Raw genomic sequence first — 15,096 nt, 5'->3', positions numbered from 1 at the left:
TCATCCCGTTGCAGGAGAAGTACCGCTTGCAGCAGCACATTGGCGTGGTGTTTCTCAAGGCCAAGGAGCGCGATCCGAATCTGCTGGCGTTGCTGGCGGAGTGTCGGATGTATGCCAATCGGCAGGCTGGGGTTTAGATCAAGATCAAAAATCAAGAGCTACCCCCTCACCCCAGCCCTCTCCCCCAAGGGGTAGAGGGGGAAAGGGAGCAGATCGGGGGCTTTTCAGAACCTCAGTTCAACTCAGAAATTTCAGGTCGATGTATAACGCCAAAACAACTCGGTCAGTCCCCTCTCCCTCCGGAAGAGGGCTAGGGTGAGGGGCTTTTGGGGGTGATTAGCTAGCCCATCAACCCGCGCATCGCCAGAAACAGCAGCGAAGGCCCCAGCAGACACCCAAGCGCGGTGTAGAACGCCGCCGTCAGGCAACCATATGGCACCAGCTTCGGATCGGTGGCCGCCAGGCCTCCGGCAACGCCGCTGGAGGTGCCCATCAAACCACCGAAAATCACCGCGCTGCGCGGGTTGTTCAGGCCGATCATCGGTGCCACGAACGGTGTCATCACCATCACCAGAATCGCCTTGATCAGCCCCGCCGCAATCGACAGCGCCATCACCTCGGAACTGGCGCCGATCGCCGCGCCGGTCACCGGGCCGACGATGTAAGTCACGGCACCGGCGCCAATGGTGGTCAGGCTCACCGCATCGGTGTAGCCGAACGCCATCGCCACGCCGACTCCGGCGACGAACGAGGTGCCAACGCCGACAAACAGCGCCAGCACACCGACGAGTCCGGCGCGTTTGAGCTCATCGACACTGACGCCAAACGCCGTCGCCACAATCGCGAAATCCCGCAGCATCGCACCGCCGAGCAGGCCGATGCCGGACAGCAGGGGAATATCCACCACGCCTTTTTGCCCACCGGTGAGTGCGCCGCCGATATACGACAGCACCAGCCCGAGCAGAATCGCAATCGCTGAACCGTGCAGACGGCCCTTGGTGAAGGTGTTGGACATCCAGTAGGACACCCACATGGTCAGGCCGACAATCAAAAAGCCGCTGATCAGACCGTAGCCGGTGATCACTTTCATCATCGATTCGTACATGGCGATTACCCCGCAGTCTTGGCAGGAGCGATCGGTGTCTCTTGCTTGTTGCCCATGCGTGTCAGCACCGGCACCAAGGCAAAAGCGATCACTACGGCGAGGGTGCCGGCAAGAATCGCCATCGGCCCGCCTTTCAGCGCACCGTAGACATTCTGCTGCGCGGCCATGGCGACCACGATGGGAATGTAGATCGCGCTCCAGAACTCCACGCCCTGCTCGGTCTTGCCCTTGAGCCAGCCGCTCTTGTAGAGATAGCTGCCCAGGCCGATCAACAGCAGCATCGCAATGCCGACACCGCCGACGTTGGCCGGCACGCCGATCAGCTTGCCGAGCAGTTCACCGACCCAGATACCGACCAGCGTGCAAAAGGCGAGAAACGCCACACCGTAAATAATCATTGTTGTAGTCCTCAAAGTGCATCGTCGAATGTTGTTTTTGTTGTTCGAAGCTTGAGTCGCGGCGGTTTTAGAGTTGGCGGCCACCCTCCTCGCGCAACAGCGCTTGCAGGGTATCGAGGCGGGCACTGTCGAAGGCAGTGACGGTGCCCTGCTCGAACACCCGGCGCGCCAGCCCGGTCAGCACCGCACCGGGCGGCAGTTCGATCTGTAGACGCACGCCGCGCTCGTAGGCGCTTTGCACGGTGCCGCGCCAATCCACCACGCGGCACATGTTGAAAGCGAGGTCATCGCGCAGCGCTTCGACTTTGCTCACAGGCCGCGCGCGACTGCCGCTCAGATAAGCGATTTTCGGGTTCTTCAGTTCAACCTTGGCGAAGGCCTCGGCAAGCGCCTGCGCCGGTTTTTCCAGCAATGGGCAATGCGACGGCACGCTCACCGCCAGCCGCTTCGCCACTCCGGCGCCGCGACTGCGCGCCAGTTCGGCCACCGCGTGCATGGCCTTGTCGCTGCCGGCGATGACCACTTGGTTATCCGCGTTGATATTGGCCAGGTACACCGGCGCATCTTCGCTGTGCACTTGCGCCAGCAGGGTTTCGACGGTGGACAACTGCAAGCCGATGATCGCGGTCATGCCGTAGCCCTGTGGATAAGCCTGCTGCATCAGCTCACCGCGCAGGCTGACCAGATGCAGCGCATCGCTGAAACTCAAGGCTCCCGCCACCACTGCTGCCGGGTATGCGCCGATGGACAGGCCGGCGACGTAATCCGCGCTCAGTTCATCCTGCAATAACTGCCGCGAAGCAGCGACACCGGCGATCAGCAGGCACAGCTGCACCGCTCGTGTCGTGCGCAATGCCTCGGCTGAATCAAGCTGCAAAACATCCTCGCCGAGTACATCACTGGCCTCGGCCAGCGTTTCCCTTGGCAAACGCTGGAGCATGCCCGCTTGCTGCGCGCCCTGGCCGGGAAACACCAACAGGCTGCTCACGCTGCCTGCTCCTGCGGGTGCCACGGATTCGTCACCAGTGCAGCCTGATGCGCATTTTTCAGCAGCACTCGGGCCGAACCGCTGGCCCATTCCCGCAAGGCCACAGCGCCGAATGGGGTCTGCAATTGCATGTCGACCCGGCACACAGCCTGATCGAAAAGCTCCACGAGTTTGCAGGCCTGATTGCGCGTGATCATCTGCGGCGCACGCAGAATCAGATCGAGATCACTGCCCGCGTGCATCGCTGCAAAACCACTGGCCAATTCAAACCCGACACTGCCGCTGACACCCCAGACCCAACCGCAGTCATCGAGCATCGGCCGTAGTTGTTGGAGCCCCTGCATCACCGGCAGATCTCGCTCGCACTCAACATGACAGAGGGCCTCCGGACTGACCCGACAAGCAATCGAATCCAGCGGCATAAACGTCGCCAGCCGCTGCTCACGCAACACACCACGAACGCCGACCGCGACCAGACCTTTCTCGCTCAAGGCCCGGCGCACCACCACCGGTTGCCCGGCCGCCAGCGCCGCGATCGCCCACTGCGGCGCATCCGCCGGCAACTGCGCTGGGGTCATGCCCCAGAGCAGATCGTGGGCCAGAGGCAGGTTCACCACTGCGCCCTCAGCAATTCGCGGACTTTGCTGGAGGCGGCACGATTGCTCGCACCAAGGCGCCCTTTCAAATCAGTGCTGGTCACATTGCTGATCGCTTGCTTCAGGCACTCAGTCACGCGCGTCAGATCTTCCTCTGTCGGCTGTTCAATCTGCTGCACCGAGAGGGTTTCCCAGAGCAGGCCGAGGCTGGCGTAGCTGTCGATGTCATAGGCCATCGGCGGCACGCTCGACGCCAGCGCCTCCAGTTCCTCGACACTGCGCAAGGTGACCCGCGCCGCCGAGGCTTTGCCCATTGCGTGGACCATCACGCCGGGATCGCGCAGCGCGATCAGGCGATTGGCCTGATAACCGTGGGCGAGAAATGCACCTGACATGGCCTTGCCCACCAGCAGCGCAATCACCGGATGCCCGGCCAGACGCGCACGGGCATAACTGTCCGCCGCGCCGGCCAAGGCCTGATGAATGCCGAGGGCTTCTTCGCGGCGGCCATACGCCTGGCTCGGCACATCGACGATGGCGATGATCGGGCGCTTCTGTGCGCTGTCGCGGTCGGCGCTGATCGCGTCATCCACAGCCTTGGCCAGCGCCCAACCTTCGAGCAGACCGACCTCGCCATTGCGGGCGCGGGGAAAACGATTGTCCGGGTCGGCGACCACGGCGATAAACCTGCCGAGCTCAGCGTCGGCGACTTTCAACGACGGCGGCAAACCTTCGACGACACTGGCGCCAGCGCTGAGCGCATTGAACCAGTGCAAGCCGCGCAATGAATAACCGCTCATGAGCGCTCTCCTTGATACAGATCGCGAACCACCGACGGTTCGATTTGCAGGTCAGTGTTCAGCTTGCCGAGGCGTTGCAGGAACCACTCGGCGCGTTGACTGCGCGGCTGTGCCGGCAGGCCTTGCTGGAGCAGTTGGCCGACCTGCTGACGAATCTGCGCCACATCATCGCCGACATAACGATCCACCAGACCACTGTGGAAACGCTGTTCGCCGCCGGTCAGGCTCCAGATGAAGGGCCGGTCGCGGGAGTCGTATTCCTCGATCCCGGCTTCCTGCTCGATTACCTGCGGGCCGTTCAGGCCGAGACGTGCCTCCTGGGTCACCAGCAAATAACTGCACAGCGCAGCGGCGATCGACATGCCGCCGAAGCAACCGACGCTGCCGGCGACCACGCCGACCACCGGTTGGTATTGCTGCAAATCGACAATCGCCGCGTGAATATCGGCAATCGCCGCCAGCCCTAGATTGGCTTCCTGCAAGCGCACGCCACCGGTTTCCAGCAGCAACACAGCGCGGGTGGGGAGGCCGTTGCGGTTGTCTTCGGCGGCCAGTTCCAGCGCACCGGCAATCTTTGCCCCGCCGACTTCGCCAAGGCTGCCGCCCTGAAACGCACCTTCAATCGCTGCGATGACCACCGGCAAACCGTCGAGGCGGCCCTTGGCGATGATCACCCCGTCGTCGGCTTGCGGCACTACGCCCTGGCGCTCGAGCCACGGCGACATGACCCGTTGAAACGGATCGAGCAGTTCACGAAAGGTCCCGACGTCGAGCAAGGCTTGCGCCCGCTGCCGCGCGCCGAGTTCGACGAAGCTGTGTTTGTTGAGCAACGCTGCGCTGTCAGTCATGGCCGATCTCCTCGAAACCCTGTTCCAGACGCAAGCGCACCACCCCCGGTGTCGCGCCGAAATCATGGATGTCGATGGCCATCGCCGGCGGCGTGGTGCCGTCGAACATCCGCGCAAACAGGTGCTGCCAGCGCTGCTGCGCGCCGTTGACCGAGGTCTGCACATTGATCGTCAGTTTGCCGGCCAGACCCGGTTCGATCAGCACTTCCAGATCACCCGAGCCGACACAACCGACCAGCGCACGCCCGCGTGGCGGCTGCCCGGCGGGGAATTCAAACAATAGGCTTTCCATCAAAACGCTCCCTGAGAGATGCCGTCGCGCTCGATACGATCGAGCAGCAATGTGGCGGCGAGCAGGTCGGCGGCGCCACCGGGCGAGGCATTCAATGTGATGAGTTGTTGATCCAGTTCGTGCAGGCGGCGACGACCGCTGAGGCTGGCGCTGCCACCGGCATCGAGCACCGCTTGTGCGCCAGCCTGCATGGCCTGCAGACCGGGCTCGCCGGCGCGGTAAAGCACGCAGGTGTCGGCCAGCTCGGTCATGATCGCCAGCAACGCATCGAGCCGGGCGTTCTGTTCGCCGTGGCCGTTGGCGCGACTTTTGTGCAGTTGCGGCAGGCCGCGTTGCAGCACGGACGGAAAGCCGAGTTGCGCTTCCTCGCGAGCACCGCGTGCGCCGTAACGCTGGGCAACTTGTGCGCCGTGGCTGAGTGGTGTCGGTGCGTAGCGGTCGTCGAGCAGTGCCAGGCGGGCGGCGCACAGGGCGATGGATTTCGGTTGCAGCGCGGCGGCCGTCACCAACAGTCCCAACGCCCAGATCGCACCGCGATGGGTGTTGACGCCGTTGGTGGTCACGAGCATGGCTTGTTCGCCCTCGCGACCGATGCGGCCGATCGCTTCGCGCAATGGCACACCGACTTCGCCGATCTCCAGCGCCGCCTCGGCCATTTCCTTGAACGCTGGCCACAAGGCCAACGCCGACGCGTGCATCAGGCCCAGGTGCAGATCGGTGTGCGCGCCATTGCCGCGACGGTCGACCAGCGCCGGTTTCGGCGACAGATCGGCTTCGTCGATCAACGCGTCCACCGCCAGATCGGCCAAGCGGTCAGCCAGGGACAGCGGTTTCGCTTGCAGGTTGAATGCGTGCATTACCAGCTCCTGAATTTGGCGGGCGGGTTGTACAGGCCGCCGGACCACTCGACCAGATCGGCGACGCTTTTCGCCGCGAGCAATTCGCGCGTGGCGTCGGTGCGGCGGATGCCGAGGTCTTCGGGCAAGGCGATCAGGCCTTCGCGGCGCATGCGTTCGGTGTCTTTCGGGTTGTGCCGCAGGCCGATGGCGGTAACCCCGGCGACTGCGGCGATCATCGCCTGGCGCTCTTCCAGCGAGCGCGCCTTGTACAGGTAGGCGATGCCTTCTTCGGTGAGCAGGTGGGTAACGTCGTCGCCGTAGATCATGATCGGCGCCAGCGGCATGCCGCTTTTCTTCGCCACCTCCACCGCGTCGAGGGTTTCGACGAAGGTCGGTTTGCCGCCCTCCTGGAAGGTCTCGACCATTTGCACCACCAGTTTCTTGCCGCGTTCGAGCATCGGTTGCGGTGCATCGGCATGGCGCATGTCCAGCCACGCTGGGGTGCCGTGACGGCGGCCGCGCGGGTCGTGGCCCATGTTCGGCGCGCCACCGAAACCGGCGAGACGGCCACGGGTCACGGTCGAAGAATGGCCGTCGCCATCGACCTGCAACGTCGCGCCGATAAACAGATCCACCGCGTATTGCCCGGCGAGTTGGCAGAACATCCGGTTGGAACGTAGCGAGCCGTCGCGGCCGGTGAAGAACACGTCCGGGCGCGCGGCGATGTAGTTTTCCATGCCCAGCTCGGTGCCGAAGCAATGCACGCTTTCGACCCAGCCGCTTTCAATCGCCGGGATCAGCGTCGGGTGCGGATTGAGCGTCCAGTTGCGGCAGATCTTGCCTTTCAGGCCAAGGGATTCGCCGTAGGTCGGCAGGATCAGTTCGATGGCGGCGGTGTTGAAACCGATGCCGTGGTTGAGCGACTGCACATTGTGTTTTTCGTAGATGCCGCGAATCGCCATCATCGCCATCAACACGTGCACAGGCTTGATGTGGCGTGGGTCGCGGGTAAACAGCGGTTCGATGTAGAAAGGCTTGTCGGCGACCACAACGAAATCGACCCATGAAGCGGGAATGTCCACGCGGGGCAGCTCGCTGACGTCGTCGACCAATTGGTTGACCTGAACGATGACGATGCCATCGCTGAACGCCGCCGGCTCAATCAGCGCCGGGGTGTCTTCGGTGCTCGGGCCGGTGTAGATGTTGCCGGCGCGGTCGGCCATGAAACCGGCCGAGAGCACAACGTTGGGGATCAGGTCCACGACGAGGCGGGCGTAGAGTTCGATGTAGGTGTGAATGGCGCCGACTTCGAGCAAGCCATCTTCGAGCAACTGGCTGATGCGCAGGCTCTGGGTGCCGGCGAAGGAGAAATCGAGCTTGCGGGCGATGCCGCGTTCGAACAGATCAAGGTGCTCGGAGCGGCCGACGCTGGGCATGATCATGTGCAGATCGTGGAGCTTGGCCGGGTCAGCCTTGGCCAGCGAACGCGAAAGGAAATCCGCCTGCTTCTGGTTGTTGCCCTCCAGCACCACACGGTCGCCGGGATGGATCAGTGCTTCGAGCGCGGCGACGATTTTGTCGCTGGGCAACACCACGCCATCGGCCAGCCCGCGCACCTTGTCGAGCCGGCGCTGCTTCTCGTCACGCCGCCGCGTCCAGCGCGAGTCGGGGGAAATTGTTGTTGTCATGCTCACTCCACGGGGTTCGCTGTCGTGGAGCCAAGTTAGGCGTGTGTGGTGAGGGCATCAATCAAGCTGGGTGGTGAATCATTACGCTGAGCGTAACGTTCAAAAGCTACCCTCACCCTAGCCCTCTCCCGGAGGGAGAGGGGACTGATTGGGGGATGCTTGGGAATGACTCTGACCTGAACCCGTTGTAGTGAATCCATAATCGACTCGGTCATTCAGGTCGATGTAGGACGCGAGACACCTCGGTCGGCTCCCTCTCCCTCTGGGAGAGGGCTGGGGTGAGGGGCTTTCAGTCGGTTGGCACCATTTTGTCCAGCACGCGGTTCACCGCCATCTCCGCCACCATGACAATCTGCGCGATGCCCTGCAGGGTCTTGCGCTGCGAGCCGTCCACCGAGGCAGCATGGTTATGTAGCATCACCATTGCCGAACCGAGGGTTTCGCAGGCGTCGGCCAGCAAGGATTCGGTGTCGGCTTCGGGGTTGGCCATGTACAGCGTGTTGGGGGTGTACGGCGGGGCCATGAAGTCAGCGCTGGGCGGGCCGAGGTAATGGTCGAGGGCGCGCTCGGCGGCTTCGTGGAATTTCCTGGAGTCGGGGGATTGGTAGGGCGATGCCGGGTCTTGGGTCGGCGGATTTGGCGTTACTTTGAACATGAGCTGTGTTCCCGTTGTTGAGCGCCAACCCCTTGGCTACTAAACGAAAGGGAGGCGACTGTACGCAGGTTAGTAGACCGGGGAACTCAGCTTAAGCCGGCGCGCCGAAGCGCCCTACGTACAGCCACCATCAAGCTCAGATGCGGACACCTGTGATGAATGCACGACCAGCTGAATTACCGCGGGCTACTAAACCCGATCACTGGGAATCAGTGACCCGATCCAAGTTACGCAGCAAGCCCTGGGCGCACAAGCCGGCGGATTCTGGTGCATGCGTAGGCAGGGGCGCAAGGATTTGTAGGCTGGTGCGGCGTAACACTGGGTGTCTTTAAACACCGGTAAGGATTGGTGTTTATTGAGCTACAGGAATTGAGGATCTACCTGTGGGATTGAGGTGATGCGACTGGCGCTTTCGCGAGCAGGCTCGCTCCCACAGAGGTCGCCCGGTGTACACACCCTGTGGGAGCGAGCCTGCTCGCGAAGAGGCCAGCCAGAACACTGAAGACTCTGGATCAATGGACCAGCCCAGCATCCACCAACAACCTCTCCAACCCCAAAAGATCCGGCACCTTCGCCACCTGCTCGCCCACCTGCACCGCCGCCTGCTCCAGCGCGCACAACGGCACATCCACGTAACTCAACTGACTGTCGAGCTTGTACGACCGAGGAATCCCCTGCACCAACAGGGCGATGAATCTCAGCTCGGGCAAGCCGCCCAGCGCATTCAGAATGACGATCCGCGCCCGTTCGCCGATGACGATTTTCTGCCCGCAGGCCGATTCGAAACTGATCAGCGGAATCTGCCGCTCGCGCCACGTTACCCGGCCCAGGTACCACGGCGGCGTGTCGAGGTCGAAGGCGCTGGCCTGGTAGTCGATCAGCTCGGCGATGGCGACATTGGGCAGGATCAGGTTGCGATCGGCCAGCGGCAGCAGCAGCCCGGTGAGCTGGCTGGTGCGCGGGTTGTGCCGGTGCTCATGCATGTTTCTTGCTCCACTGGGCGATGCTCTCCAGCAACACCGATTCCTGATACGGCTTGCCGAGGTAGTCGTTGACGCCGATGGCCATGGCGCGGTCGCGGTGTTTCTGCCCGGTGCGCGAGGTGATCATGATGATCGGCAAGTGGCGCAGGCGTTCGTCGGCGCGCACCTGGGTGGCGACTTCGAAGCCGTCCATGCGCGGCATTTCGATGTCGAGCAGCATCAGGTCGGGCGTGTGCTCTTCGAGCAGCAGCATCGCATCGACACCGTCCTTGGCGGTCAGCACGTTCATGCCGTGACGCTCGAGCAAACGGCTGGTGACCTTGCGCACCGTCACCGAGTCATCGACGACCATGATCAGCAGCGGCTTGTGCGGTTCGCTGTCGATCTCCGTGGCCGTCGGTTCCTGCGCCAGGCGCGCCTGCATCGCCCGGATCGGTGCGAGCAGATCCAGAATCAACACCACCCTGCCGTCGCCGAGAATCGTCGCCCCCGACACGCCCTGCACCGCCGCGAACTGCGCGCCGAGGCTCTTGACCACGATCTCGCGAGTGCCGGCCATGGCATCGACCAGCACCGCAACATGGCGGTCGTTGCAATGCACCAGCAGCACCGGCAACGGCAGGTTCTGCCCGAGCAGTTTCGGCCGTGGCGCAGTCTTCAACAGCTCGCCCAGGTAGCACAGTTCATAACGCTGGCCGGCGTATTGATAACTCGGCGGATCCTGACGGAAGTGCCCTTCCAGATCATTCGGCAACACGCGCACGATGCCTTCGATGGTGTTCAGCGGGATCGCATACTGATCCTCAGCGCACTGCACCATCAGCGCGCGGTTGACCGACACGGTGAACGGCAGGCGAATGCGGAAATGCACGCCCTGCCCCGGCACCGAATCGATGCTCATGCTGCCGCCGAGTTGGCGCACTTCTTCGTGGACCACGTCCATGCCGACGCCACGCCCGGAAATCTGGGTGATCTTTTCCGCCGTGGAGAAACCCGGCTGGAGAATGAACTGCAACACGTCGCGGTCGCTGATCTCGGCGTCGGGCGCCAGCAGACCGCGCTTGATCGCCTTGCGCCGCACGGCTTCCAGCGGCACACCGGCGCCGTCGTCGCGGATGTCGAAAACCATGTCGCCGCCCTCGCGGGACAGATCGAGGGTGATCTGCCCTTGCGCCGGTTTACCCGCCGCCAGCCGCACCTCGGTGGATTCCAGGCCATGGTCGACGGCATTGCGCAGCATGTGTTCCAGCGGCGCGGCCATGCGTTCGAGGACGTTGCGATCCATCTCGCCATCGGCATTGCCGACCACGAACGCGACATCCTTGCCCAGCTCTTCGGCGACCTGACGCACGATGCGTTTCAGACGCGGCACCATGCGCTCGAACGGCACCATGCGCGTACGCATCAGGCCTTCCTGCAATTCGGTGTTGATCCGCCCCTGTTGCTGCAACAGGTTCTCCGCATCGTGGTTGCGGCGGTCGAGGGTTTCCTTGAGGTCGAGCAGGTCCGAGGCGGATTCGAACAGCGCCCGCGACAGTTGCTGGAGCTGCGAATGGCGGTCCATTTCCAGCGGATCGAAATCTTCGTAACCGAGGCGTTCGCCATCGACTTGCTGGCGGCTGAGAATGCGCCCCTGGGTTTCGGTGTCGAGGCGGCGCAACTGATCGCGCATGCGCTCGATGGTGGTTTCCATCTCGTTGAGAGCAATCTGCGCATCGTTGACTTGCTGCTCGATCCGTCCACGAAAGATCGAGGTTTCCCCGGCCAGATTGACCAGTTCATCAAGCAGCTCGGACGAGACCTTGACCATGTCCGCGCCAGCATCGGCGCTCGGCGGCGCGGCCTCAGGCTTGATGACCGGAGCTGGCGCCGGCGGCGCTTCAACCTGCACCGGGTGACTGAAATTCTGGATCGCATTGATCAGCCGATCGGCCGGTGGGCACGGTTGCCCGGCGCGCACGCCATCGAGCATTTGCGCCAGCCGGTCATGGCCGCGCTGCACCAGCGCGAACAGTTCGGCGGACGGTTGCAGCGCACCGGTGGAAAGGCTTTCGTAGAGAAATTCCAGCTCATGGGCGAGGTCGCCGATCGGGCCGATTTCGACCATCCGCGCGCCACCCTTTAGGGTGTGCAGATCGCGCAGCAGGGTTTCAATTTCCTGACGGTTGCCCGGCTCGGCCTGCCAGCGCAACAGCGCGGCGCCGGAGCTTTCGATGATGTCGAAACCTTCTTCGAGGAAGATCTCCAGCAACTCCGGATCATGCCCGGCGTTGTCGTGTTCGAGCGCTGCGGGGGCAGATTCGCTGGCGGCCTGGCCCTGACGCAACTGACGGATCGCGTCGATCAGATCTTGCGCCGGGGTCAGCGCTTGATGCGCTTGCAGTTGCTCCAGCATCAGCGCCAAACGCTCATGACTGTGCTGCAACAAACCTTCGAGCGCGGCGCTGTGGCTGTAGCGTCGATCGACCAGCCCTTCGTAAAGATTTTCCAGTTCCTGGGCAAGGTCGCCGACGGCCTCGACCTCGGCCATGCGCGCGCCGCCCTTCAGCGTGTGCAAGTCGCGCTGCAATGACGACAGCGGCGCGGCGTTGTCCGGGTCCTTGAGCCAGCGCTGCAAGGCTTGCCCGGCGCTGTCGAGAATGTCCACCGCCTCTTCGAGGAAGATTTCGACGATCTCGTCGTCAGGCTCAAGGGCGGCAACCGATTGCTGCAATTGCGCGGTGGCGCTGCCCAGCTCGCGAATGTCCAGGGTGCGGCTGCCATCGCTGCGGATCAGGCCCATCGCCGCCGGGTCGAGGCCTTCGTCGAGCAGTTCCTGCAAGGCCCAAATCCGCTCCGGTTGCGCGGTGATTTCCTGGCCGGCAGCGAGTTCGTCGAGCATGTTGATCAGCGCTTCGTGGGCCAGTTGCGCTTCGTGGAAAAACCGCTCGCTGACCGCCAGGCTGCTTTCTTCCACCGCGCCATACAGGTCGAGCAAGGCTTCGCAGAGGCCATCGACCGCCTGCAGATCGGCCAGATGCGCGCCTTCGCCCAGAGTGGTCAGCTCATCGAGCAAGGCGCTGAGTTCCTGGCGCTCGCCGGGGTGCTGCTGCCAGCGCTGCAAAAGGTTTTCGGCGTCGAGGAGGATGTCCATGCCCTGGGCGAGGAAGTTGTTGATCAGTTGCGGATCGCGCTTGAGGCGCAGGCCGCTGTCAGCCCCATCGGAGCTGGCTTGCAGGCGCTCGGCGAGCAGCGCCTCGGTGCGTTTGATCAGCGACTGCGCACCTACAATCGGCGCCAGCGGATCGTGTTTGAGCTGGCGCAGGCCGACGCGGAACAGGCCCTCGGCTTCGAGCAGCAGTTCGACCTCGTCCAGATCCAGCGGCAACTGATGCGCCTTGAACTCGCGGGCCAGTTGATCCAGCGAAGCCGCCAGTTCGGCCATCGGCAATACGCCGGCCATCGAGGCACTGCCCTTGAGCGTGTGCAGCGCCCGTTGCAGTTCGTCGCTGGCCGGCAACGGCACCTGTTCGGCGGCCTGATCGAGGAAACGGTTGAGGCTGGCGAGGTGGGTTTCGGCTTCTTTGCGGAAGATTTCCAGCAGCAGCGGATCAAGCGCGGCGACGTCGTCGGTGTCTTCGGCAGCCAGCGGCTCATCGCCTTTGGCCAACGCGTGGGCGCGTGCGGCGAGTTGGTCGACATCGCTGCGCTGGCGTTGGCGCTGGGTGGCAAATTCGTTGATCAGCTCGGGCAGCAGCAACACCGCGTCGTCGAGCAATTGGCGCAGCACTGCGCCGGGCTCGACGCTTTGTTCGAGCACGCGATTGAGCAGGTTTTCCACCGCCCAGGCCAGCTCGCCGAGGACCAGCGCGCGGACCATGCGCCCGCTGCCCTTCAAGGTGTGAAAGGCCCGGCGCAGTTCGGTCAGCGCGGCGCGGTCCTGGGGATTGGCGGTCCAGCGCGGCAGGTATTCGTGGAGGACCGCGAGGACTTCGTCGGTCTCTTCGAGGAACACTTCGCGCAGCTCATCGTCTACCGGTTCTTCATCGGCCGGCGGCGGCATCAGGCTGTCGGGGCTGTTGCGCGCCGGCGGGTTGAGCGCCGACACCGGGCTGGCGAGCACTTCGGCCAGCGACTGCACGACGTCAGGGTCGTCGAGCGCTTGCAGATCCTGCATCACCTGCGCTTCGCTGGGGCTGAGCACCTCATCGAGCACCGGCACCTGCGGTTCACCGGGCTGCTCGTTGGGAAAGAAGCCGAGGCTGGCGAGGCTGTTCTGCGCTACATCCAGCAAATGCTCGGCCGGTGCCTGCGGATCATCGCTCAGGCGTTCGAGGTAATACTCCAGGCTGCTGATCACATCGGCCAGATGATCGAGTTGTTCCCAGCCCGGTTCGTGGGCATCGAGCATCAAGTGCTCGCGAATGAAACCGTTGCAGGCCTCGACCAGACTCGCTGCGCGGGCCAGCGGAATCATCGCCAGCGCGCCGCGCACCTGTGTCAGCAGCTCGGGCAGCGATTGCAGATGCTGGCGGTCCCAATCGGCGTCGATGTAATCGACGATCATGTCCTTGGCCTGTTGCAGGCAGATGCGCGCTTCCTTGATCACGATCTGATGGATCTGCGTCAGGTCGGTGGTCGGCAGGCGCGTGTCGTCGGCGCTTTGCGTCTCCACCGTGCCGACCATGCCGGCCAGCGTCGCTTCGACGTAGAGCAAGGCCCCGGCGACGTCCATGAGAATGGCGTCGTTCGGTTCGCGCTGGCCCTGAGCGAGGCTGAGCACCACCGCCAGTTGGTCGATGATGACCTTGCGCGGCTGGCCGAAACCCAGCACCGCGAGGGTGTCGGCAATCTGTCGCAGCGGCGCGAGCAGGCTGTCCAGATCCGAGGCGTGCTGGCGGTCGCTGCGCACGAACAGATCGAGGCGCTCCTTGACCCGCACCAGCTCTTCGCACAGCGCTGCCAGCACCGAGCGCATGGCATCGCGGTCGGGGCCGGCGAGGCGCGCGCGTTCTTCATCGACCATCGCGCTGTCGGGCAACGCGTCGTCCAGGGAGTAGCGATCTTTCATGGTCAGCATCTGCCCGGTGGGATGTTCGGCTTTGGCAATATAGAACAACAGACTTTTCAGCAGCTCGGCCGGCGCCGGCTGGTTGAGCCCGACGATGCCCTGCTCGAGCAGGCGCTTGAGCTCTTGGTCGGCGTCCTTGAACAGGCTGCGCAGCGCCGGACTGTTGGCGATGACGCCCTCGCGCATGCCCTCGATCAATGCTGAGGCGATTTGCCACAAAGGGCTCAACGGCGCATCGCCGCTCAGCGCTTCGAGACGGCTGAAGACTTTGGCCAGATAGCCAAGGTGCGTCTGGTCGTCCTGTTCGCGCAGCAGCCCGACCAGAGCCATTTGCAGCATCTGCCGCAGTTTGCGCAGCACGTTCGGCAGATCGGGCGGTTCCAGGGCGGCGAGTGCCGCGGCGCCGAGCGGCGCCAGCTCGGGCAGCGGCGGGCTGAACAGGCTGGTTTCCGCCAACAGGCTTTCACCACGGGCGCTGCGCAGGTCGTTGATCAGCGGCAGCACCACCAACGGCAGGTCACGACGGGCGCTCTGCACACGGTCGAGGTAAAGCGGCAGTTGCCCCAGGGCTTGCAGCATCAGGTGCAGGGCTTCGTCGCGGTGCGGTACACGATCATGTTGCAGGGCTTCGACCAAGTGCTCCATTTCTTCGGCCAGTAACGCTGCGCCGTAGAACTCGACCATTTGCAGACTGCCGTGGACCTGATGAATGTCGGCCAGGCATTCGTCCAGCCCGGGGAAGGCCTGCGGATCGTCGAGCACGGCTTCGATCGCCTGATGCGCCAGCTTCAGCGTTTCGGCAATTTCGCCCTTGACCCATTCCAGGGCCACGTAGTCGTGCCGATCACCCATAA

General features: G+C 63.6%; 12 protein-coding genes and 1 pseudogene. 1 reads left to right on the top strand and 12 read right to left on the bottom strand.

Annotated elements, in window-relative coordinates:
* Nucleotides 1-137 (top strand): annotated as a pseudogene (locus D6877_RS09405) (LysR family transcriptional regulator); the annotation flags it as partial.
* Nucleotides 138-340: 203 nt separating this feature from the next.
* Here D6877_RS09405 and madM read toward each other — a convergent pair.
* The 12 genes from madM to D6877_RS09345 form a co-directional block, all read right to left on the bottom strand.
* On the bottom strand, nt 341-1,105 hold the full coding sequence (gene madM, locus D6877_RS09400) for a malonate transporter subunit MadM (protein WP_024014642.1): 765 nt from the start codon (nt 1,103-1,105) through the stop codon (nt 341-343).
* Nucleotides 1,106-1,110: 5 nt separating this feature from the next.
* On the bottom strand, nt 1,111-1,503 hold the full coding sequence (gene madL / locus D6877_RS09395) for a malonate transporter subunit MadL (protein ID WP_016772756.1): 393 nt from the start codon (nt 1,501-1,503) through the stop codon (nt 1,111-1,113).
* Between the two features lie 67 nt (nt 1,504-1,570).
* Nucleotides 1,571-2,491, bottom strand: coding sequence for a malonate decarboxylase subunit epsilon (mdcH, locus tag D6877_RS09390; protein WP_130910573.1), 921 nt, complete (start codon nt 2,489-2,491; stop codon nt 1,571-1,573).
* Nucleotides 2,488-3,108 (bottom strand): malonate decarboxylase holo-ACP synthase, encoded by a 621-nt coding sequence (locus tag D6877_RS09385; RefSeq protein ID WP_130910572.1) that lies wholly within the window; start codon nt 3,106-3,108, stop codon nt 2,488-2,490. Before D6877_RS09385 ends, mdcH begins: the two co-directional genes overlap by 4 nt.
* Nucleotides 3,102-3,887, bottom strand: coding sequence for a biotin-independent malonate decarboxylase subunit gamma (gene mdcE, locus D6877_RS09380; RefSeq protein WP_130910571.1), 786 nt, complete (start codon nt 3,885-3,887; stop codon nt 3,102-3,104). The genes D6877_RS09385 and mdcE overlap by 7 nt, the downstream gene beginning before the upstream one ends.
* Nucleotides 3,884-4,735, bottom strand: a complete 852-nt coding sequence (locus tag D6877_RS09375; protein ID WP_130910570.1) for a biotin-independent malonate decarboxylase subunit beta — start codon at nt 4,733-4,735, stop codon at nt 3,884-3,886. Before D6877_RS09375 ends, mdcE begins: the two co-directional genes overlap by 4 nt.
* Nucleotides 4,728-5,027 carry a malonate decarboxylase subunit delta gene (locus D6877_RS09370; protein ID WP_024014647.1) on the bottom strand — a complete coding sequence of 100 codons (300 nt, stop codon included), beginning with the start codon at nt 5,025-5,027 and terminating at the stop codon, nt 4,728-4,730. The genes D6877_RS09375 and D6877_RS09370 overlap by 8 nt, the downstream gene beginning before the upstream one ends.
* Entirely contained in the window at nt 5,027-5,884 is an 858-nt protein-coding gene (locus D6877_RS09365; protein WP_130910569.1) for a triphosphoribosyl-dephospho-CoA synthase, read from the bottom strand. Before D6877_RS09365 ends, D6877_RS09370 begins: the two co-directional genes overlap by 1 nt.
* Nucleotides 5,884-7,554 carry a malonate decarboxylase subunit alpha gene (gene mdcA / locus D6877_RS09360; protein ID WP_130910568.1) on the bottom strand — a complete coding sequence of 557 codons (1,671 nt, stop codon included), beginning with the start codon at nt 7,552-7,554 and terminating at the stop codon, nt 5,884-5,886. The genes D6877_RS09365 and mdcA overlap by 1 nt, the downstream gene beginning before the upstream one ends.
* Before the next feature lie 289 nt (nt 7,555-7,843).
* Nucleotides 7,844-8,209 carry a hypothetical protein gene (locus D6877_RS09355; RefSeq protein WP_130910567.1) on the bottom strand — a complete coding sequence of 122 codons (366 nt, stop codon included), beginning with the start codon at nt 8,207-8,209 and terminating at the stop codon, nt 7,844-7,846.
* A gap of 512 nt (nt 8,210-8,721) precedes the next feature.
* Nucleotides 8,722-9,192 (bottom strand): chemotaxis protein CheW, encoded by a 471-nt coding sequence (locus D6877_RS09350; protein WP_130910566.1) that lies wholly within the window; start codon nt 9,190-9,192, stop codon nt 8,722-8,724.
* Nucleotides 9,185-15,094 carry an Hpt domain-containing protein gene (locus tag D6877_RS09345; protein ID WP_130910565.1) on the bottom strand — a complete coding sequence of 1,970 codons (5,910 nt, stop codon included), beginning with the start codon at nt 15,092-15,094 and terminating at the stop codon, nt 9,185-9,187. The genes D6877_RS09350 and D6877_RS09345 overlap by 8 nt, the downstream gene beginning before the upstream one ends.
* Between the last annotated feature and the right edge of the window lie 2 nt (nt 15,095-15,096).

Origin of the sequence: Pseudomonas sp. Sample_9 (genome assembly GCF_004307535.1) — a bacterium.
Classification (GTDB): domain Bacteria; phylum Pseudomonadota; class Gammaproteobacteria; order Pseudomonadales; family Pseudomonadaceae; genus Aquipseudomonas; species Aquipseudomonas mercuritolerans.
The sequence above is the reverse complement of the archived record's forward strand: the minus strand, read 5'-3'. Positions and strand labels throughout refer to the sequence as shown.